Origin of the sequence: Aquimarina pacifica (assembly GCF_000520955.1) — a bacterium.
Lineage (GTDB): Bacteria > Bacteroidota > Bacteroidia > Flavobacteriales > Flavobacteriaceae > Aquimarina > Aquimarina pacifica.
Genome location: NZ_JACC01000040.1, coordinates 44,302 through 66,205, shown reverse-complemented (window position 1 = coordinate 66,205; position 21,904 = coordinate 44,302). Strand labels below are relative to the sequence as shown.

Annotated in this window: 16 protein-coding genes; all 16 read left to right on the top strand. The window is 37.9% G+C overall.

Annotated elements, in window-relative coordinates:
• The first annotated feature begins 681 nt into the window (after positions 1-681).
• The 16 genes from DZ60_RS0117910 to DZ60_RS0117835 all read left to right on the top strand — a co-directional run bounded on the left by DZ60_RS0117910 (position 682) and on the right by DZ60_RS0117835 (position 21,897).
• Positions 682-1,089 (top strand): hypothetical protein, encoded by a 408-nt coding sequence (locus DZ60_RS0117910; protein WP_025743398.1) that lies wholly within the window; start codon positions 682-684, stop codon positions 1,087-1,089.
• 96 nt (positions 1,090-1,185) lie between these two features.
• Complete coding sequence (locus DZ60_RS0117905) at positions 1,186-2,022, top strand: DUF932 domain-containing protein (protein ID WP_025743397.1); 837 nt, start codon at positions 1,186-1,188, stop codon at positions 2,020-2,022.
• A gap of 115 nt (positions 2,023-2,137) precedes the next feature.
• On the top strand, positions 2,138-2,575 hold the full coding sequence (locus DZ60_RS0117900) for a hypothetical protein (protein ID WP_025743396.1): 438 nt from the start codon (positions 2,138-2,140) through the stop codon (positions 2,573-2,575).
• 94 nt (positions 2,576-2,669) lie between these two features.
• A complete protein-coding gene (locus tag DZ60_RS0117895; protein ID WP_025743395.1) occupies positions 2,670-3,854 on the top strand; it encodes a TolC family protein in 1,185 nt (394 codons plus the stop codon).
• A gap of 68 nt (positions 3,855-3,922) precedes the next feature.
• On the top strand, positions 3,923-4,114 hold the full coding sequence (locus DZ60_RS0117890) for a hypothetical protein (RefSeq protein WP_025743394.1): 192 nt from the start codon (positions 3,923-3,925) through the stop codon (positions 4,112-4,114).
• A gap of 20 nt (positions 4,115-4,134) precedes the next feature.
• The gene (locus DZ60_RS0117885) at positions 4,135-5,637 is read left to right on the top strand and encodes an efflux RND transporter periplasmic adaptor subunit (protein WP_025743393.1); all 1,503 of its coding nucleotides are present in this window, start codon (positions 4,135-4,137) and stop codon (positions 5,635-5,637) included.
• A 12-nt stretch (positions 5,638-5,649) separates the two neighbouring features.
• Complete coding sequence (locus DZ60_RS0117880; RefSeq protein WP_025743392.1) at positions 5,650-8,733, top strand: efflux RND transporter permease subunit; 3,084 nt, start codon at positions 5,650-5,652, stop codon at positions 8,731-8,733.
• A gap of 959 nt (positions 8,734-9,692) precedes the next feature.
• Positions 9,693-10,028 (top strand): single-stranded DNA-binding protein, encoded by a 336-nt coding sequence (locus tag DZ60_RS0117875; protein WP_008992779.1) that lies wholly within the window; start codon positions 9,693-9,695, stop codon positions 10,026-10,028.
• Between the two features lie 81 nt (positions 10,029-10,109).
• Positions 10,110-10,490, top strand: a complete 381-nt coding sequence (locus tag DZ60_RS0117870) for a DUF6876 family protein (protein ID WP_025743391.1) — start codon at positions 10,110-10,112, stop codon at positions 10,488-10,490.
• Between the two features lie 11 nt (positions 10,491-10,501).
• Positions 10,502-10,699 carry a hypothetical protein gene (locus DZ60_RS0117865; protein ID WP_008992777.1) on the top strand — a complete coding sequence of 66 codons (198 nt, stop codon included), beginning with the start codon at positions 10,502-10,504 and terminating at the stop codon, positions 10,697-10,699.
• A gap of 531 nt (positions 10,700-11,230) precedes the next feature.
• A complete protein-coding gene (locus tag DZ60_RS23370; RefSeq protein ID WP_027126753.1) occupies positions 11,231-11,779 on the top strand; it encodes a BfmA/BtgA family mobilization protein in 549 nt (182 codons plus the stop codon).
• Positions 11,779-12,807, top strand: coding sequence for a MobB family relaxase (mobB, locus tag DZ60_RS0117855; RefSeq protein ID WP_025743390.1), 1,029 nt, complete (start codon positions 11,779-11,781; stop codon positions 12,805-12,807). The genes DZ60_RS23370 and mobB overlap by 1 nt, the downstream gene beginning before the upstream one ends.
• On the top strand, positions 12,804-14,249 hold the full coding sequence (locus DZ60_RS0117850; RefSeq protein WP_025743389.1) for a type IV secretory system conjugative DNA transfer family protein: 1,446 nt from the start codon (positions 12,804-12,806) through the stop codon (positions 14,247-14,249). The genes mobB and DZ60_RS0117850 overlap by 4 nt, the downstream gene beginning before the upstream one ends.
• A gap of 181 nt (positions 14,250-14,430) precedes the next feature.
• The gene (locus tag DZ60_RS0117845) at positions 14,431-16,662 is read left to right on the top strand and encodes a TonB-dependent receptor family protein (protein ID WP_025743388.1); all 2,232 of its coding nucleotides are present in this window, start codon (positions 14,431-14,433) and stop codon (positions 16,660-16,662) included.
• 319 nt (positions 16,663-16,981) lie between these two features.
• A complete protein-coding gene (locus DZ60_RS0117840) occupies positions 16,982-17,377 on the top strand; it encodes a hypothetical protein (RefSeq protein ID WP_241448759.1) in 396 nt (131 codons plus the stop codon).
• A gap of 119 nt (positions 17,378-17,496) precedes the next feature.
• On the top strand, positions 17,497-21,897 hold the full coding sequence (locus tag DZ60_RS0117835) for a CusA/CzcA family heavy metal efflux RND transporter (protein WP_025743386.1): 4,401 nt from the start codon (positions 17,497-17,499) through the stop codon (positions 21,895-21,897).
• Positions 21,898-21,904: the final 7 nt, after the last annotated feature.

Below are 21,904 nucleotides of genomic sequence, written 5' to 3'. Positions count from 1 at the left end.
GCGTAAACACAACAATTGGCCTTGATCCACAATTGGCCTTGATCCCTGTTAACTGAACCGTATCGAATGTTATCAAATGCTATGATGGCGTAAAAAAACAAAACCTTGTAAATCTATTGATTTACAAGGTTTTTAATGCCATTTGCATGGCTTGTTGTCGGGGTGGCAGGATTATACCCTTTCCCCATAATATTATATATATCAATCAGTTACAGATTCCGGAACCAAACTGTTAGCCGATTTGTTGACGATATTATAAATGAACTTAAAGTAAAATGCTTTACTTTCTGATGGTGCAAATATATAATTTGTATTATTTCAAACCAACATAAAAAGTCATTTATTTTATGACTCTTAATACTGCTTCAAATTTGGTTCATTATGCCTTATCATTTCTACTAAATATCTTTAAGTTAATCATTCTGGAAACACATTAAATCGAGTAATCAACTATTTCATTATAGGTCTTTTAAGTGATGAACTTCTATAGAAAAATTTGAGGTAGAGAGTATTCATACAATATTACCGAAATATAAACGTCGCAAAATATTTTTCGGAAAAGGGACGGCATAAAGCCATCGCTTCTTCCCTCGCTTATTTATTCCGTTTCCTTTCCACTCTAAAATTTTGTCTTCCGTTTGGGTTTTGCTCAAATATTGTTTAATCTAAAATCATTTAATTATGGAAACAAAAGTAAAATCAAACGGAACAGCAAAAAAAGTAAATGCAACCGTTAAAAAGGAAGTTCAAAAGAAGTTGACCGAGGAAGCTATCGGAAAAGCTGTTACACCGGAAAAGCTCGTGGTAGCCAAAAAACCAGAGATTAATTTGGATGACAGAATTCAAAAGTTTGAAAAATTGAGAGGTTTGGCCAATCAACGTGAACGGTTGACGGAAACATTGAACGAGCTTACCAAGTTCAATTACAATCAGGATGGTTCGAGTTCCTTCCATATAAGGGACTCACGTAATCTGGAATTCAAGACGACCAACACGAATTTAATCAAGTTGGTAACTACACATTTACAGTCCACTTTGGAACAACGTAAATCAGAGATTGAAGAACAGATTCTAAAATTTGAACTTTAATGAAGCTAATGTCTTCAAATGTGAAAGCCTGCTCGCAAGAGTAGGCTTTCTTTTTTTAATCATATCTGTCTTCAGACAGGTCTAAAATCAAATATTATGTATTTAAATCGTTTACAACAAGATGAAATTTTCGTTTCAAATGAAATGAAATCGTTAAAAATTATTACTGGTATGGAGTCTCGAAGAGGACTTGAAAATGCCGTTATTTCCAATGACAAAATTGTGAATGTGGTCTCGAACAGTTATGGCCATATTCCAAATGAATTGTTTTTCAAAAAAGCCGAACAGCTATTACTGGATGCCAATCTGAAATATCATAAACGCACGATTAACAGAAATGACAGGTCTTTCATTGCCGACTTTATAATCGAGGACCATAATCAGTTTTCGTTGAAGAATGAACAGGATAAGATATTACCGATGTTGCGTTTCAAAAATTCCTATGACGGAAGCGAAAAGACTTCCGGGCATTTTGGATTTTATAGAGAAGTATGCACCAATGGCTTGCACGTTGCTCAATCAGAAATAGCATTTTCAATAAAGCACAGCAAAAACAATACAGATTTAATAATGCCGAAATTGAATTTTCTATTCGAGAAGTTCTTGGATAACGAATACTACGAAATCACAAGAAAATTCAGGGAAATGGAAGAAATCGTACTTATCGACACCAAAGCATTCGTAAAGGAAATATTGGAAAAAACGAAACTGTTCCGATATGAATGTAGCGACAAAAACGATAATCCTTCAAAGAAATCCAGGGAATTATTGGATATGATAGCCGAAGAAGGACACGATTATTATAAAACGCCCACATTATGGGATGGGTATAACGCCTTTAATTGGATGCTTCACAATACCTTGAAAAAAACTTTTTCGCAACAGGAAAAATTTGATAAGATATTGTTTGATGAAATATATGCAATGGTTTAAAGAAACATTATAAAAAGGTTCATCCAGTACCTTAAACTGGATTTTCACCTTTTCTAAAAGAGATTGAAGTACTCTAAATTTTCACAAATAAGAAATAATGGTATCTTTGTACCTAATGCAAAAACCAAATAAAATAGCGGCATTTTTCTTTTTAGGCTTGTTTAGCCTAATGATGCTGCATCAGGTTTTTCCGCATTTGCACCATCAACACGAGGACGCTCATTCCCATTCAGATATTGCCCATACTGGCGAACATCATCATCACGATGATGATTCCCACGAAGAAGAATCCCCTTATGGGTTTTTTGGGTTCGTTATGGATATGCACATCCATTCCACGGTATCCAGCGATATAGTCTTACTTGAAAGGAATACAATCGAGCAACAAACCGTTGTTGAAAAGGATGTTGCAAAAAGTTCTTTTGAAACCCAAAATATCTTCTTAATTGATTACAGGCAAAATAGTAAATCGCCTGTCTATCATCCACCCAATAAATACTTTAATCCCTACCTCTCTTCCCTCGACTCACGAGGCCCACCATCTTTAGGTTAATCGTTTAGGACTACGGTATCGCTACGGTACTGTTTCCTTTTATAAATGTAGACCTGTCAGCCGACAGGTAAGATTAAACCTAAAATTTCACACAATGAATAAACACATCGTGTCCGCAATTTGCGGATGCCTGTTCTTTGTTAGTGGTTTCTCACAGGATAAAAATATAGAGCAACTACTTAATGAAATAGAACAGAATAACACGGAGTTAAAAGGCTATCAATCATTCATTGAAAGTCAGCAACTCGAAAACAGGAGCAACAATAATTTGCCCGACCCACAGCTTTCTGGCTTTTATTTGCCATTTGGCGACAATAGAACTGGAGATTATACCGAATATCAACTATCGCAATCTTTTGAATTCCCAACGGTATATGCTGCTCGTGGCAAATGGAACGAGTCTAAATCGCAACAGTTAGCATCAGCCTATGCTAACAAGAGACAGGAAGTCTTGTTGAAAGCGAAGAACACGCTTTTGGAACTTGCTTACTTGCAAAAACAAAAAACTGTTGAAGCAGAAAGAAAAACCCAGAGCAAGCAGGTTTTTGACCAAATCCAAAAACTTTTTGATACCGAGCAAGTAGGCATTTTAGATTTGAATAAAGCGAAAATTGCTTGGATTCAAGAGCAGTTTGCCGTGGAACAGATTGAAACCGAAATTCAAATTTTGCTGTCAAAACTCAAAACGTTGAACGGCGGTAATGAAATTAGTGGCATTTCGACAGGACTTGCATTGCCTATTGAAGTTGGTGCGGAGGAAAGTCTTTGGCAGGAAAAATTATCAAATGACCCTTTACTGCAAGAATTAAAGGCTATTGAGACATCTTCACTTCAAAAAGTAAAACTGGAAAAAAACAAAGTACTACCAAACGTAGCACTTGGCTACAATTATCAAGGCGTTAGCGGTAGTCATTATTCTGGTTTTTATGGCGGTGTCTCGATTCCCCTTTGGAATAGCAAGAACAAAGTAAAAGCTGCCGAAGCCAATTATGAGTATCAGCAGTCCAATACGCAAGTAATTAGCACTTCGCTTTACACACAGTTTCAGGAAACTTATAATCGATACGAATTGATGCTCAAAAAATACAATGAGTATCAAACAACAATGGGCAATTTAGAAAGTGAGGATTTACTTTTTAAAGCCTATATGTTGGGCGAGTATTCGTTTATGGATTACTATGTAGAACTTCAGTTTTACAGAAATGCTTCAGATAAAATGTTGCAAATGGAAAAGGAACTGCAACTGCTTCAAGCACAATTATTAAAACATCAATTATAAATTTTAAACATACAATTATGAGGATTTCCAAAATAATATTCGCAATTCTAACAGTTTCAATTTTCACAATGACATCTTGTAGAGATACGAAATCAAAAACAGAAACCACTGAAGAACACGGTCACGACCACGATGCAGACGGCAACCATATGGGCGATGAAACCATAGAGCAAGAAGAGTTTCAAGTAGAAAAAGATTCTATGGAAATGAAAACGGATAGCCATACCCACGATGAGGGGAAGGAACACCAAGACCACTAAAAAACAAATAGATATAACAGATGAAATATATACTCATAGTGCTTGCCTTTTTGGCAATGTCTTGTAACAACAAGGCAGAAGACGCACACGCACACAATCCCGATGGTAGCCACGAAGGAGAAGAAATTCCACGCTTGGACCACACCATTTGGACAAACAAAACAGAATTATTCGTAGAATTCCCTGCTTTAATAGTAGGCAGTCCAAGCAGGCTTGCAGCCCACTTTACGGTGTTGGACAAGCATCAGCCCGTTCGCGAAGGTTCGGTTACGCTTAGTTTGATTAAGGGCGATAAAGGCATTCGCAATATCGCAGATGCACCTTCATCACCAGGCATATTCTCGCCTACCATTCAACCAAAAGAAGCTGGTAGTTACCAACTTGTTTTTGAATTGAAAACGCCAGACTATTCAGATAAAATAACGATTGACGATGTTACGGTCTATAGTAATGCAGATGAAGCCATAATGGCATTGGGTACTGCCGAAGATGATGGAAGTATCTCGTTCTTAAAAGAGCAGGCTTGGAAAATCGATTTTCAAACCGCACCTGTCGTTACGGGTAAAATTTACGATGTTATCAATACGTCCGGTGTTTGGATGCCATCGCCAGGTTCTACAAAGTCCTTGGCGGCAAAATCCAATGGTGTGGTAGATTTTAAAGTAAATAACCTAACCGAAGGTACAGCGGTAAAACAGGGTCAGTTGTTGATGAGCTTGAACAGTCAAGGTTTGGCATCCAATAATTTAAGTACGGATATCGCTTCCGCGAAAGCGACATTCCAACAGGCCAAATCGGAATATGAAAGGAAGAAAGAGCTATACGAATCCAAAATAGTCCCGAAATCTGAATTTGAAAAAGTAGAGAGCAGTTTCGAGATAGCCAAAGCCAACTATCAATCATTGGTGTCTGGTGTCTCGGGCGGAAGCAAACAAATACGTGCACCTTTTGATGGTTTTATCAAATCCATAACTGTTTCAAATGGCGATTATGTAGAACAAGGTGTTACACTTGTAACCGTTGGGACGCATCAATCCAGAGTTTTAAAAGCGCAGTTAGCACCCAACTACGGACTTACGATGGGTAATTTACAAGGTATATGGTATCAGGATAATGATAACCAATGGAAAGACGTAACTGATGCCGAGGGCAAAATCCTTTCGATTGGTAAGGACGTGGAACGTGAAAATCCTTTGATTTCTGTTTTTACAGAAGTCAATGCCACCGTCGATATGCCAATAGGAAGTCTAACACCTGTTCAGATAGCGATGGGAAATGCAACACAGAACACAATGATTCCTGTGAATGCTCTCTTGGAAGACTATGGAAGCTATTCCGTTATCGTTCAACTATCAGGCGAAAGTTTTGAAAGACGACCTGTTAAGCTTGGAAAGCGCAATGGCGAAAATGTAGAGATACTGGAAGGTCTGCAAGTTGGCGAAGTGGTAGTAACTACAGGAGCATATCAAGTTAAAATGGCTTCAATGTCGGGTTCAACACCTGCACACGGTCACGAACATTAAAAACGAAGAGAAATGTTAAACAAAATATTATCAATTTCACTTCAAAACAGATTGCTCATACTATTGGGAGCGGTTGCATTGAGTGTGTTGGGCGTGTATTATGCACGTACAATGAACGTCGATGTATTCCCAGACCTTACAGCACCAACGGTAACAATCCTTACCGAAGCGCACGGAATGGAATCTGAAGAAGTAGAAAAATTAGTGACCTATCAACTGGAAACTGCCTTAAACGGTTCGCCCAATGTGAGACGCATCCGTTCGTCATCGGCAGCGGGAGTTTCCATTGTTTGGATAGAATTTGAGTGGGGAACCGATATTTATCGGGCACGACAAATTGTAAGTGAACGTATTCCAATGGTACGGGAAAATCTACCCGAAGGAATTGGAGCACCAACAATGGCACCTATTTCATCCATTATGGGCGAAATAATGCTCTTGGGAGTGACATCGGATAGTCTTTCGCCAATGGAACTGCGAACCTTATCCGACTGGACCATCAGGCCTCGTATAAAAGCCATTGGCGGTATTGCAAACGTGGTGGTTATTGGTGGCGATTACAAACAATATCAAGTATTTGCCAATCCCGAAAAGATGAAGTATTACGACGTGAGCCTCTCAGAATTGGTAGAACACGTTAAGGAAGCAAATCAAAATGCGCCCGGTGGTGTCATCAATCAATATGGCAATCAGTACATCATTAAGGGAAGTGGTAGGGCGTATGCGCTGGAAGACTTACAGGAAGCGGTTCTAAAGGAAGTGAATGGTCAAACCATCAAGATTAAAGACGTTGCAACCGTACAAATTGGTGCAGCTGATAAAATTGGCGATGGTTCATTAAACGCAAATCCCGCTGTGATTCTTACTATTTCTAAACAGCCCGATGTGAATACATTGGAGTTGACAGACCGACTGGATGAAGCCATTGCCGATTTGCAAAAAACCCTGCCCAAAGGTGTCAACATCAAAAGTCAAATCTTTAGGCAGTCTGATTTCATAGATGCTTCTATAAGTAATCTAAATATGACTCTTTTAGAAGGTGCGTTCTTTGTAATGATTATCCTTTTCATTTTTCTGATGAACTGGAGGACTACCGTTATTTCCTTGCTGGCTATCCCAATTTCTTTATTGGTGTCCATCATCATTTTAAAATGGCTGGGTTACACTATAAACACAATGAGTTTGGGTGGTATGGCCATTGCGATAGGTGCGTTGGTAGATGATGCCATCATCGATGTGGAAAATGTATATAAACGCTTGCGGGAAAATATCAGAAAACCGAAAGCGGAGCGGGAATCGACCATAAAAGTAGTGCGTGACGCTTCAGTAGAGATTAGAAGTTCCATCATTATTGCAACCTTAATTATCATCGTATCATTTGTTCCCTTGTTCTTTTTAAGCGGAATGGAAGGTCGATTATTGCAACCGCTGGGCATAGCCTTTGTAACATCGGTATTGACCTCATTGGTTGTTGCCGTAACGGTTACGCCTATTTTGTGTTCCTATTTATTGGATAACGAAAAGCTTTTGAACAAGCAGGCAGAAGGTACACGCGTGGAGCGATGGCTACAGAAACATTATGGCAACCTTTTGGAACGGGCAACACGAATACCCAAAACCATTATTGGCGTAACTGTGATTGTTTTTCTGTTAAGTCTTTTAGTGGTCACACAATTGGGAAGGAGTTTTCTTCCTGAATTCAACGAAGGCTCTTTGGTAATTAGTGTGGTTGGTCCACCGGGAATGTCTTTGGAAGAAAGCAACAAGACAGGTAAATTAATCGAGACTATACTATTGGATATGCCCGAAGTAGAGGTTGTTACAAGAAGACAAGGCCGTGCCGAACTGGACGAACACGCGCAAGGTGTCAATGCTTCGGAAATTGATGTGCCTTTTGTTCTTGAGGACAAAACAAAAGAAGAATTCTTTGAAGAAGTCCGAAACAAATTGAGTGTTGCACCAGGTGTCAACATTACCTTGGGGCAACCCATCGCCCACCGTATCGACCATATGCTTTCCGGGACACGCGCCAATATTGCCATCAAGATATTTGGTTTCGATTTACAACGACTGTTTGAAGTAGGCAAAAGCGTAGAACAGAACATTAAGGATATTGATGGACTGGCAGATGTTGCTGTTGACCAGCAAATTGAAGTGCCTCAAATTCGTATTAAACCCAAGCGCCAGATTCTCTCGGCATATGGTATGACGGTTGGTAATTTGATGGAACAAGTAGATATCGCTTTTGCAGGAGAAGAAGTGGGCGAGATTTATGAAGGACAGCAATACTTTGATTTGGTAGTGCGCTATGAAAAACCGTTTCGGGATGATATTGAGAATATCAATAAAACCTTGATTAGTTTACCGAAAGGTGGACAAACTACGTTGGGCGAATTGGCAACAGTTCAATCGGTAAGTAGTCCAAACACTATCAATCGTGAAGATGTACAACGAAAAATTGTGGTCGCTGCCAATGTTCAAGGTAGGGATTTACGTGGTGCAGTAAACGAAATAAAGGAAGTCGTCGCCAATAACGTGAATATGCCAGAAGGCTACCGTGTACAATATGGCGGACAGTTTGAAAGTGAGTCCAAAGCATCACAATTGCTTTTGATAACAGCCATCATCGCGATAGCCATCATTTTCCTGTTGTTGTATTATGAATTTAAGGTCATAAAACTGGCGTTCGTAGTTTTAATCAATTTACCTCTGGCATTGATTGGTGGTATCTTGATTGTGTACTTTACATCAGGTATTATCAGTATCGCTGCGACCATTGGATTTATTAGTCTTTTTGGAATAGCAACCCGTAATGGAATTTTATTGGTTTCTCGTTATGAAGATTTACGAAAAGAAGGAATCCAAGGCTTTCAATTGATAAAGAAAGGAGCTTTGGATAGATTAAATCCAATCTTAATGACAGCCTTTACAACAGGATTAGCATTAATTCCATTAGCCTTAAAAGGTGGCGAACCGGGTAGTGAAATACAAAGCCCGATGGCGGTTGTAATTTTAGGTGGTTTGTTGTCAGCTACGATATTGAATTTGGTGGTAATTCCTTGTGTGTATCAATTAGTTCTGAAAAAAGAAAAATAGTAAATTGATTATAACTGTAAAACCTTCTTACTCTGGTAGGGAGGTTTTTTATGCCATTAGATTTATAATCCCATTCAGCACATTCCCCTACATTCCGCGAAAGCTTCATTCCGGGAAAAGCGCTTCACTCAAAAAAGGTCTTGGACACAACTTCAAAGATTCCGATTTCCATTCCACTTGCCTACTCATTCCCGAGAAAATTCGGGAAGTGGTCAAACTCTATTCCAATCTACATCTTTAAAGTCAAGTCCGCTTTAAATCCTACTTCAAAAGAATAATTTGGTTCTATAATCCGTTCAGCACTTTCCCGCTACATTTCGCAAAAAGCTACATTTCGGGCAAAGAGCTTCTCTATAAAAAATCTTGGACCCAATTCCCGTTTTTGGTTTTCCATTCCGCTTCCCCTTCCCGCTTCGCTGGGAAGGAACGCTACATTCCCAAACCAAAACCGTGAATCCAGTCCGCTTGTAATCGGAAAGTCAAAGCCTCGATTTTCTTAACAGAATTAACGGCAAAGCCTACTTTGGTCTTTACTCGATAATTCTTAAAAACCGAACCTTTGCCTCACACATTTTAAGGGGTTTATAATAGATGAAGCCTTTATTGTTTTTCGGGACAGCGAAAAACAGGTATGGCATAACCAATTCTAAAATAAAGCCATTTGCTCTGTTCGCTTAACTGTCGGTACGCTCTCGTCACAAATGGCTTTATAAGAATTGCTAATACCATTATGGAACTTGTCAAGACTGTACAAGTTTTAGGCAAAAATAAGGTTTCTACTTCCTTGAAAATCCAAGGATTTTACTACGTCGCAAACACACCTGATTTATTCCCTAAAAGTCTTGACAAAACCCACTTCATCCATTGTGCGGAGCACGAAAGAAATCATACAAACACCCCTTAAAATTTAATTCAGTTTAAATCAAAAAGGGAAATATTAATCTTTTAAATCTTTTATTATGAGTACTATTAAAAATCACGTACAGTTAATTGGAAATGTTGGGCAAGAACCAACTATTACGAACCTTGAAAGCGGTAAGAAAGTAGCCCGTTTATCATTGGCAACCAATGAATACTACAAAAACGGCAAGGGCGAAAAGCAAACGGATACCAATTGGCACACCGTTGTCGCTTGGGGCAAAACTGCTGAAATTATCGAAAAGTATGCCGAAAAGGGCAAAGAAATCGGAGTTGTTGGAAAACTAAAGACCCGAACCTATACCACGGACGATGGCAATCAACGCTATGTTACCGAAGTGATAGCCGATGAAATCCTATTATTAGGTAGTAAGTAAAAAGTAAAGAGGGCACTAATACCAGTTTTCAATTAGTTTGTGCCCTCTTCTTTTCATCATTAATTCTAAAAAGATATAACAATGAAAGCACAAGTTAACGAAATAAAAGAAGGATTGCAACATTTTCACGGTTCTGAAATGTTCTATCAAATCCCATTAATACGCACCCGATTTACAAACGGACTGAAATATTTAGCCAACGTAGCAGAGTGTTTTTGGCTCATTACCGATGTTTCAGTAATCGCCAAAAGTTTGCTAAACCGAAGCCATTTTATAACAATAGATTTTAAAAGGCTATCGGAAGAGGAACAGGATTATACAGGCTATGAAGCTGAAATAATTTACAGCGATGGAAATGGGAATATATTTGAAATACACCGATACAATTTTACCGATTTTCCTTTGGATGAACTACGGTTGTATTTTGTGGATAATACGTTGATGCTTACAAGCGAATATTAAAAAGTAAGGCTATGATTTATCTAAATTATAACAACCTCGATGACGAAACCCAACAACATCTACTTTCCGTTTCAAAAGAAGATATAGAAAGCAAATTTGGGAACGACCTTAAAGCCTACGCCAATGAACATCATATGGATTATGATAAGATATTGGACGAAGAAGCGATAAAAAATCTATATTCATATCAGTACGTTTTTAACATCTAAAATAAAAACAAGAATTAAGACCTTTGAACTTTCAGAGGTCTTTTTTTGTGCTTTACTTTTTTCAAATTTACAAGAGCCAATATTCAAAAACTCGACGTCTTAAATTTACTTTTTTATAAAAATCCTATTTTTTGGTATCAAAACTAACCATTTGGAAACAATCTGTATTTCAATATTATATCTAAATAGAATATCTTTAAAAGACTGTTAGCAGTATCAATTTAAAGTATCGTTATCCCATTTTGATTTGACTTTCGCCGATAATGATACCCATCAAAAATTAAACATATCGGAATTTTTTATTCCGAAAAAAAGCAACTGACTTTTCAGTCAGGTTGTTTGAAAAATTTTGTCCCTGCGGGACGAATTTGAGAAGCAAGAGGGTAACACGCCAAGGCGATGTTAACGATTGGTTTTTAGTTGTAATTATTTGATATTCAAATAATTACTGGTTATATAAAATAGAGAAATAACAAAGTTTTACAGTAAATCCTTTTGAAACCCCTATAAAACGGCAATTTTTTACAGTAAATGAGTTCAAATCATCAAAAGAAATACAGTTTTTCTGCCATTAGTATTAAACCTAAAGTGGCAACTCGCTTTCGGAAATTTTCCAAGGAAATTACCCATTCACATACTGATACGTTGGAAGCAATGATGAACTTTTTCGATTTGAACGAGCTATCCCCAAATGAATCTTTGGGTGCAAATATGAAGACTTTAGAGAATAGCTTAAAAAAACGAATCAATGCACTTGTAGCCATTATTAGGGATATTGAAAAAAACCAGACCAAACCCACCAATGCAATGTTGGAACTGCTCTTTCAGGAGAATCCAAAAGAGGAAGAAGCACAAGAAGAATTATTTGAATTTGAACAACAGGAATTGATTACAGAAAATGAGGAACTGAATCATTATCGAAATCGGTACGAAGAAGTTCAACAACAATTCCATTCCGTAAAATATGATTTAGAAAAAATCATTGATAAGACCACTTATGTTAAAAGCAGTTTTGGAGGTGGCTATTTAAAACTGGATTTAAGCAAAGATGAATTTGAAAACATTAAACAAAAATTATAATGTATATCACAGTAACCAAACAGACATTAGATGGCAATTATGCACAGAGCGTTTCCGATTTTGTCGCTTATCTCGAAAAAGAAAACGATGACAAATCCATTGATGAAATGGAACATTTTTTCAATCAGTATGGCGAAGAAATATCAGGTAAGGAAGTCATTAAAGAAATTGACGGAAATACGGCTAAACTCAAAAAGACCGAACCAAAGTTTTATTCCATTACAGTCAATCCGAGTGCTTATGAATTGAAGCGATTGCAAAATCATTCCGAGGAACTGAAAAAGTACACCCGAGAATTGATGAAAGAGTACGCTAAATCTTTTAATCGGGAAATAAACGGACGAGCTGTTACTGTAGATGACATTATATACTATGCCAAAATTGAGCATCAGCGTACGTATAAGGGAACGGATAGGAAAATTCAGGAGAACCAACCTTATGCCACCAAGATACTTCAAATTAAGAACGATATCCGGAAAATTAAAAGTGGCGAATTAGAAGGCAACATCAAAAAATTACAGCAAACGATGTCCCGATTGGAAAAAGAAGCACCACATCAACAAGATGGAAAACGCATTGTTAGAGGGATGCCTAAAGAAGGCTCTCAAAGCCATATCCATATTATTGTGAGCAGAAAGGATATGTCCAATAAATACAGTTTGTCCCCTGGTAGCAAGTACAAAGCTTCGGAAACCGTTTTTAATGGCAAACCTGTAAAACGTGGTTTTGATAGGGACAAATTCTTTAAGGCTTCTGAAAAAACGTTTGACACTCTATTTCAATACAAACGAAACTATGTTGAAACTTATAAGGCACGTAAAACATTCCTGAAAAATCCAAAGTTGTATTTCTCAATTCTTTCGGGATTGCCAACCAATGAAAAGGCAACTGCCTATAAAATACTTGCCAAATCTGGTGTACCCATAATGAATATTCCAACAAACAAAGTACAGTTGGCATTAAAGATAATCAACAAGTTAAAAAAAGGGATTGACCGAGCCATACAGTCGGGTTCTATTGGGATATGAGTATGTCAATACCACATATCATCCTTTTTATTGTTGTTCCGGTATTGTTTGTCAGTACAGTTTTATATGTGTTTCTTCATCAAGAAGAGCCCAAAAACGGAGATAAGAAATATCAGGTACGCTTTAAACTTCGTCGTGGAAAATTTCAAATCGAAAATATCAAGCGAGGTGCATCGATTATTGGCTCTGCGGGAAGCGGTAAAACAGAAAGTGTTATCTATAATTTTTTACAGCATTTTAGTACCCATCAATTTTGTGGTATCATACACGATTACAAGGATTTTGAACTTACCGAAATTGCCTACCCATTATTTAAAGAAAAGGATATTAAATTCTATACCATAGCTTTTGACCAAATCCATTATTGTGTAAACCCAATTACCCCAAGATATTTGCCCAATGAGGAAAGTGTGAATGAATTATCCAAGGTACTCATTGAAAATCTTTTGGAGTTCAACGAATCCAGTACAAACAGTACCACAAAATTCTTCAGTGATGCTGTTGAAGGTTTGATGGGTGGAATGATTTGGAAACTAAAAACGTCCTATCCTCAATATTGCACCCTGCCCCATTTGATTGCTATTTTTCAATCGATGACTACCAAACAGTTGGTTACTTTTGTGAGCTCAAATATCACTTCCCGAAGTATGGCAAGTGCTTTTATCAACGGAATGGATTCTGACAAGCAAACGGCAGGTGTAAAAAGCACATTGGCCAATGCCTTTAAAAAGATAGGTTCACAACAGTTGTTTATGGCTTTGTCAAAAGATGAAGTACCATTGAATATCAACAGCAAGGACAATCCTGCTGTTATCTGCATCGTGAACCATCCCAAATATGAATCAGCTTACTCGCCTATCATCGCTGCAATTATGCACACAGTCATCAAGCAAATGAGCGTGAGAGGTCAACAGTCGTCATTTTTAATGATGGAAGAAGCCCCAACCATCAAACTACTTAATATGCACCGCATTCCCGCAACTTTAAGAAGCTATGATATTGCCACAATTTACGTCATGCAGGATAAAATTCAGAATGATATGCTTTATGGAGACAAAGCGAGTAAGGCTATTTTGAGCAACCTTTCCTATCAGTTTTTCGGAAAGGTCAATGACCCTGATACCGCAAAATATTATGAGCGTTTTTTTGAAATTGTCCGTATGGAAACCACAAGTATAAATCGTGGGCACAATCTAAATTTTGATACGAGAATTACCACAGGCGAAAAAGAAGTTTCTAAACGTAGGGCAGATGTGTTTTTCCGTCTAAAACAAGGCGAGTTTATCACTTTTGCGGATGGCAAGGATAAAGGAGTTCAATTTAAACTACAAGCGATTAAAAGAGAAGTACCAAATCCTCATCAACATTTCACAACTGATGAATTAAAGCTCAATTTTGAACGGATTTATAGAGAGGCAAAATCTATATTTAAGGTTAACTAAAATTAGTTAATAAAGATTTAAAAATCCGTAATAATGGGTTTAGCTTATTGCTTTAACTTAAAATTATCTCAAAACCTGATATTAAAAAATACTATTAAGAATTATTCTAAATAACTTGGATGATACAAAAGAGGATATTATATTTGTGACCTATTTATAATCATTCTAAATAAAATTGCAAATGAAAATTCTATCCTTCACAGCAACTACCTTGCTATTTTACATCACGGGATTGGCACAGACCAACCCACAACAAAAAGATTCAATTAAGCAACAAACCGAACAACTTAAGGAAGTCATCGTTACGGGAAGTGTATTATTGGGAAGTAAATTTGAGGCACAAAATAAAACGGGTTCTGCAACTTATATCTCAAAAGAAGACTTGAAAAAGTTCTCTTTCACCAATATCAACAGAATTTTACGCACGGTTCCAGGCATCAACATCTATGAAGAAGATGGTTTTGGATTACGACCAAACATTAGTTTAAGAGGTACTTCGCCTGAGCGCAGCGCAAAAATTAATTTAATGGAAGATGGTGTGTTGATTGCACCCGCCCCTTACAGTGCACCGGCTGCCTACTATTTCCCTACTATTGGTAGAATGGAAGCCATAGAGGTGTTAAAAGGAAGCAGCCAAATACAGTACGGCCCCAACACCACAGGTGGTGCCATAAATATGATATCCTCTCGAATACCGGAAGAATTTTCTGGAAAAGCGTCGATTGCTGCAGGAAACTATGATTCAAGAAACACCCAATTGGCATTAGGCAATAGTTTCAAGAACTTTGGGTTTATGACGGATTATTACAACTACAGTTCCGATGGTTTTAAGGATTTAGACGGTGGTGGCAACACGGGTTTCGACAAAACAGATTATTTGGCTAAATTTAGAGTAAACACAAATTTGGATGCCAAAATCTATCAGTCGCTATTGTTTAAAATCCAATATTCAGAAGAAGAGGCCAACGAGACCTATTTGGGACTGACAGATGCAGATTTTGAGGAAAGTCCCTTTAGAAGATACAGAGCTTCTTCAGAGGATGTGATGAACGCCGAACATCAACAATACCAGCTTACCCATTTTATCCGTTTGTCACCATCCCTTGATATAAGGACAACAGGCTATCTCAATAGATTTAAACGAAATTGGTATAAATTGGATGACGTGAATTTGGGCGAACGCGTAAGTATTAACAACATTTTGTCTTCACCAGAAAATTTTCCTTCAGAATATCAAACCCTCTTGGGCAACGAAGACACCCAAACAAATGCATTAGGTATAAAGGCCAACAACAGAGCTTATACCTCAAACGGAATTCAATCTGTAGCAACTCTAAATTGGGGTAACCGATGGGTACAGCGCTTAGAAGCAGGAATACGCTATCACGAAGATGACGAGGATAGGTTTCAATGGGTGGATAGATATGCGTTTCAAAACCAAGAGTTAATACAGACTACAGTTGGTGAAAAAGGAACAGATGCCAACCGTATAAGCAGTGCCAAAGCACTGGCAGCACATTTACTATACACGGTAAAAATTGAAAATTTGACTTTGACCCCAGGGTTGCGCTATGAAAACATCACATTAACTAGAATGGATTATGGTACTGATGACCCTTTACGAACAGGTCAAAATCTATCGATTAGAGAAAACGAAGTGGATGTCTGGATTCCTGGAATAGGAGCTAATTATAGGTTCAGTAACAACATATCAATATTCGGTGGTGTGCATAAAGGTTTTTCGCCACCAAGTAATACGCCGGGGCAAAATCCTGAAGAAAGCATTAATTATGAATTGGGTTCCCGATTTAGCCTTAAAGGTTTCAACGGCGAAATTGTTGGCTTTTACAATGACTACCAAAACCTACTTGGAAGTGATTTAGCTGCAACTGGCGGTACAGGAAGCCTTGACCAATTTAACGCAGGCGAAGTTCGTGTAAGTGGTATCGAGTTTTTACTAAATTACAACCTGTTGTATAAACAAAGTAGTAGATTTAAGCTTCCCTTATCTGTCTCATACACACTTACCGATACTGAATTTTTAACCAGTTTTGACAGTAATGAGGATATTTACGGCATAGTCACCGTAGGGGACGAGATACCCTATATTGCAAAAAATCAATTAAACGCATCTTTGGGGTTCCAGCACAGTAAGTTTGAAGTAAACCTCAATTCACGATACACAAGCGCTTTCAGAACAAAAGCAGGTGCTGGAACAATCCCAGAAAACTTTAAAGTAGATTCAAATTTTATAGTGGATTTGTCTGCCCGGTATTTTATTGATGCCAATTTTACCTTGTCATCTAATATTATAAATCTCTTTAATACAACCTATGCAGTATCGAGGGTTCCAGCAGGTTTACGTCCTGGACATCCATTTGGAATTAATTTTTCTGTCGCGTACGGATTTTAAATTCTTGAAAAGAAATTACACAATTTTTAAAAAATAGAACCTTGCCAAATTTTGTATGGATTAGGTTCACTTACTTACCCCTTAATAAACCACTTAATCGAGTACTCTTAAGGGAGGTATGGGTGTGATATTAGTTACTTTTGTAGCCTTTATTTAACTTTTAATTACCAATACGTCGATAATTGGGGCTTATTAGTTGATTTTAGAGCAAAATACGCAGATGGCTCTAATATTTTGATAAGTCAAATCTTATTTTTTATCCCGCTTCAAGTTTTTGCACAACCTGTGCATCGATTAATTTGTATCTTTGTGAAACTTTATGAAAATATTCTTTTCCATATCAATGTCTATTTTATTCTTTTTTCAGGGAATTAGCATTGATATGGATTTTTGTGGACCAATTAAAGAAATTTCAAGCATTATTACCCATTATCAAGACCATAAAGTTTATGGAGACTCCTTCCTTGAATATATAGTTGAAGATTACATCGACAACGATGCAAAAAATAAGGGGCATCATAATAACCCAGATAAGGAGAATACACCAAGCCATTCTCATCAGCAATGTTGTCACCCTTTAGTGTTAATGATTGAGAACAACAATTTGGCTTTAATTAATCAATTAAAGTTTGAAGGAAAAAAACAGGTTAACTTACATAAAGTAAACTTCACTTCCAGATACCTAGAATCCCTCTTCCAACCCCCTAAAGTATAATTCAGTTTTTTTTAAGGATAACTATATCCTAACGTGATGCTTCTCTAGGCAAGCATTGCTTTATAAATGCGTTGCATCTATTCGCATCGTAAGTTTTAAACTGAATTAATACATTTTCTATGATTAACAAAATCATTTCATTTTCCATTAATAATAAATTTATTATTGGCTTATTTATAGTGGCATTGGTTGGTACGGGCATTTGGTCTATGGCCACTATAAACTTGGGTTCCGTACCCGATATAACAAACAACCAAGTACAGGTAATAACCGTGGCCCCAAACTTGGGGACAGAAGATATAGAACAATTTGTTACCTATCCCGTAGAATTGGCAATGGCAAATCTACCTGATGTTATCGAACTACGTTCGGTGTCCCGTTTTGGTCTTTCTGTAGTTACCATTGTCTTTAAGGATGAGGCTGGAACCTACCTTCCTAGGCAATTGGTACAAGAGAAATTAACCGAAGTTGCTGGAGAAATCCCCGAAGGCTTCGGCACGCCATTTATGGCACCCATAACAACAGGTCTGGGCGAAATCTACCAATACACCTTAAAATTAAAAGAGGGCTACGAAGATAAGTACGATGCAATGGAGCTTCGTACCATCCAAGATTGGATTGTAAAACGCCAAATGGCTTTAGTGCCAGGAGTCGTCGAGGTCAATGCCTTTGGAGGTTATGTAAAACAATACGAAGTTGCCATAAATCCTGATAAACTAAAAAGTTTTGGTATTACAATGAATCAGGTTTTTGAAGCCCTTAAAGCAAACAATGCCAATACTGGTGGTGCTTACATTGAAAAAAACCACCAAGCAAATTTCATTCGTGGAGAAGGTTTGGCACGTAGCATTGAAGATTTGGAAAATACAGTTGTTACCACACAAAACGGTAGTCCTGTTTTGATACGTGATGTCGCCGAAAAAGTAGGCTATGGTAATCAAGTGCGTTATGGTGCGTTTACCCAAGATGGACACGAAACTGTTGGTGGACAAATTTTAATGCTGAAAGGCGAAAGCCCAGGCGACGTGATTGAAAATGTGGAAAAGCGTATTGTAGAAATTCAAAAATCCCTGCCGGAAGGCGTTTATATTGATGCTTTTTTAAGCCGAAGTGAACTTATTGAGGCAACCACAAGTACCGTTAAAAACAATCTAATAGAAGGAGCCCTAATCGTCATATTTGTTTTGGTCTTACTTTTGGGAAGCTTCCGTGGTGGCTTGATAGCAGCTTCGATAATCCCTTTATGTCTATTATTTGCATTTATTTTGATGAAACAATTTGGCGTATGGGCAAATTTAATGTCCTTGGGTGCGATCGATTTTGGAATTATTGTAGATGGTGCGGTGATTATCGTAGAAGGAGCGGTTTTCCACATTCATCAACGGATGAAAAAATCCACAACCGCCATCAACCAAGCTGAAATGGATGAAATCGCCTATGAATCTTCAAGTAAAATGATGAATTCTGCCTTCTTCGGTCAACTAATTGTTCTTATAGTTTTTACACCGATTCTATTTTTGACCGGTGTGGAAGGAAAAATGTTCCGACCAATGGCATTTACATTTGGTTTTGCCGTTTTAGGGGCAATTATCCTTTGTCTTACCTACGTGCCAATGATGTCATCATTATTTTTAAAACCTGCTAAAAATCAAAATAGTTGGTTCGCCAAGTTTGAAAACAAGATTGATACGTTCAGTGATAAAATTATGGATGTTCTGAATCGTATCTATCTGCCTATATTAAATTTTGCACTTCGCTTTCGGGCAGGTGTGGTTATAGGCGCGGTTGCCTTGCTTTTGATTTCAGGATTTATTTTTAGCAATATGGGAGCAGAATTTGTCCCTAAATTTGATGAAGGCGATATTGCATTTCAAGCATTGATAAAACCGGGGAGCAGTCTTACAGAATCTATTGAGGCTTCAGAGAAACTTCAGAATTTGATCAATGAGTTTCCGGAAGTAAAAACAGTAGTTTCAAGAATTGGTGTGGCCGAAATACCAACAGACCCAATGCCTATGGATATTGCCGATAGTTATATTATTCTTGAAAAAGATAAGAGTAAATGGACTTCCGCAGATAGCAAAGAGGAACTCATAGAAAAAATCCAGGAAAAAATTTCAGTCGTTCCTGGCGTAAATTTCGTGTTTACCCAACCTGTAGAACTTCGTTTTAATGAATTGCTTACAGGTGTGCGTGAGGACGTGGCAATTAAACTGTACGGAGAAGATTTGGGCGTTTTGGCAGACAAGGTACAGGAAATCGCAGCAGTCATCAGAACCGTTCCCGGAGCGGCTGACCTCAATGTAGAAGCTACAAGCGGTTTGCCACAAATGACGGTGGTGTATAAGCGGGCAAAAATGGCACAATACGGTGTAACCGTTGACAAGCTGAATGATTATGTAAGTGCTTCATTTTCTGGAGAACAGGCAGGAGTCATTTTTGAAGGGGAAAAACGATTCGATGTGGTCATTCGTTTGGCAGAGGAATATCGACAAGATATCAATAGCTTAAAAAACCTTTACATAGACCTGCCAAACGGTGCACAAGTACCTTTAAAGGAGGTTGCAGATATCAGCTATAAGCCAGGTCCGATGCAGATTTCAAGGGACAATACCTCTCGTCGTATTTCGGTAGGGGTCAATGTTCGTGGGCGCGATGTAAAATCGATGGTCGAGGAAATTCAACAAAAATTGGAAACGGACGTGAAACTGCCACCAGGTTATTTTGTAACCTACGGAGGTTCTTTCGAAAACCTGCAACGTGCTTCAGACCGATTGATGATTGTAGTTCCAATCGTTCTATTAACAATATTTGTTCTGCTTTACTTTGCTTTAAATTCAGTTACACAAGCCTTGATGATCTATATGGCAGTGCCTTTGGCGACCATTGGTGGTGTTTTCGTTTTGTTGATTCGTGGAATGCCTTTCAGTATTTCTGCCGGAGTCGGGTTTATTGTGCTCTTCGGAGTTGCCGTATTAAACGGACTCATACTCATAAACAAATTCAATGAATTAAAAGACAGTGGAATGACAGACTTAAAAAAACGAATATACGAAGCAACGCACGAACGCTTACGTCCAATTTTATTAACAGCTATTACAACAATTATGGGCTTTATCCCAATGGCAATTTCTACCTCTGGTGGTGCAGAAGTACAGCGGCCTTTGGCGACAGTAGTCATTGGAGGAATGCTTACGGCAACGTTTCTGACCTTGGTGGTTATTCCTATTCTTTATTATTGGCTTGAATCCCGAAAAGAAAAGAAGGATAATGATGGTGACGCAAGTTACATTAAGAAAGGCGCAACGGTTATTATTGTATTATTGAGTTTGGGAGGGTTTTTAACCCCAAATGCAGCAAATGCACAGGACAACCAGTTGGCTCAAACCCTTACCTTGGAAGAAGCCATATCTATGGCCAAGGAAAATTATCCTTCCCTAAAGGAAAGTCAAGCTTTAATCGAAAGAGAACAGGCGATGAAAGGAACAAGTTTTGATTTAGGAAGCACCTCTTTATATACCGGTAGAGAAGACCAAGGGGTGCAACAAGGAATATTGAGTACGTATGGCGTACAACAGGGCAATATTGATTTGCTTTCTGGTTTTTCAAAAAACAAGTTCTATAAAGAACGGGTTAAATTGGGCGAAAAATTCTATGCTGTCAATGAGCAGCAATTGATTCGTAATGTGATGCAGACGTATGACCTTATCAATTATAACAAGGCACAATTGCGTTTTGCGGAACAGTTGGACAGTGTTTATGCCAACTTTAGGACGGCTGCCGAATTACGCTATGACACAGGGGAAACGGGCAAACTGGAGTTTATTGCGGCTTCTTCCGAATATCAGCAGATTCAAGTATTAAGGCAACAAGCCTATGATGATATTGAAATTGCAAAAAGAGCATTGAAGCAGTATTTGGGCATTGACCAAGAAATTGAAACTGTGAATTTGGCCTATGAACCAATGGATTTTTTGACCAATTTGGATTCGGCTTCTGCAGCCAATAATCCTTTACTTCAATATGCTATGCAAAATGCCGAAGTAAGCAAAGCGAATATAGGTGTTGAGAAGTCACAGTTCTTACCAAAATTCAGCATAAGTTATGATAAATTGAAGTACAATGATGTGTCTGGCTTTAGCGCATATCAAGCTGGTATTAGCATACCGCTTTGGTTTTTTCCGCAGAAATCAAGGGTAAAGGCTGCCAAGGCAGATGCTATGGTTGCCGAGAACCAATATTTGGAACAAAAAGCAATGACCGAAAGTAGAGTGTCACAGCTCATAAAATCGCTGGAAAAGACCAAAAAAACCCTTTCCTATTATGAGGAAGGTGCATTACTTTTGGCAGAACAGCAAATTACTACGGCTGAACTGGCATCTAAAGAAGGTGAAATTGATTATGTGAACTATATCACTATTCTCAACAGTGCCATCAGGATAAAACAAAACCATTTACAGTTTATAAATCAATATAACCAGCAGTCCATTGAACTGCAATATCAATTGGGTAACCTATAATCTAAAA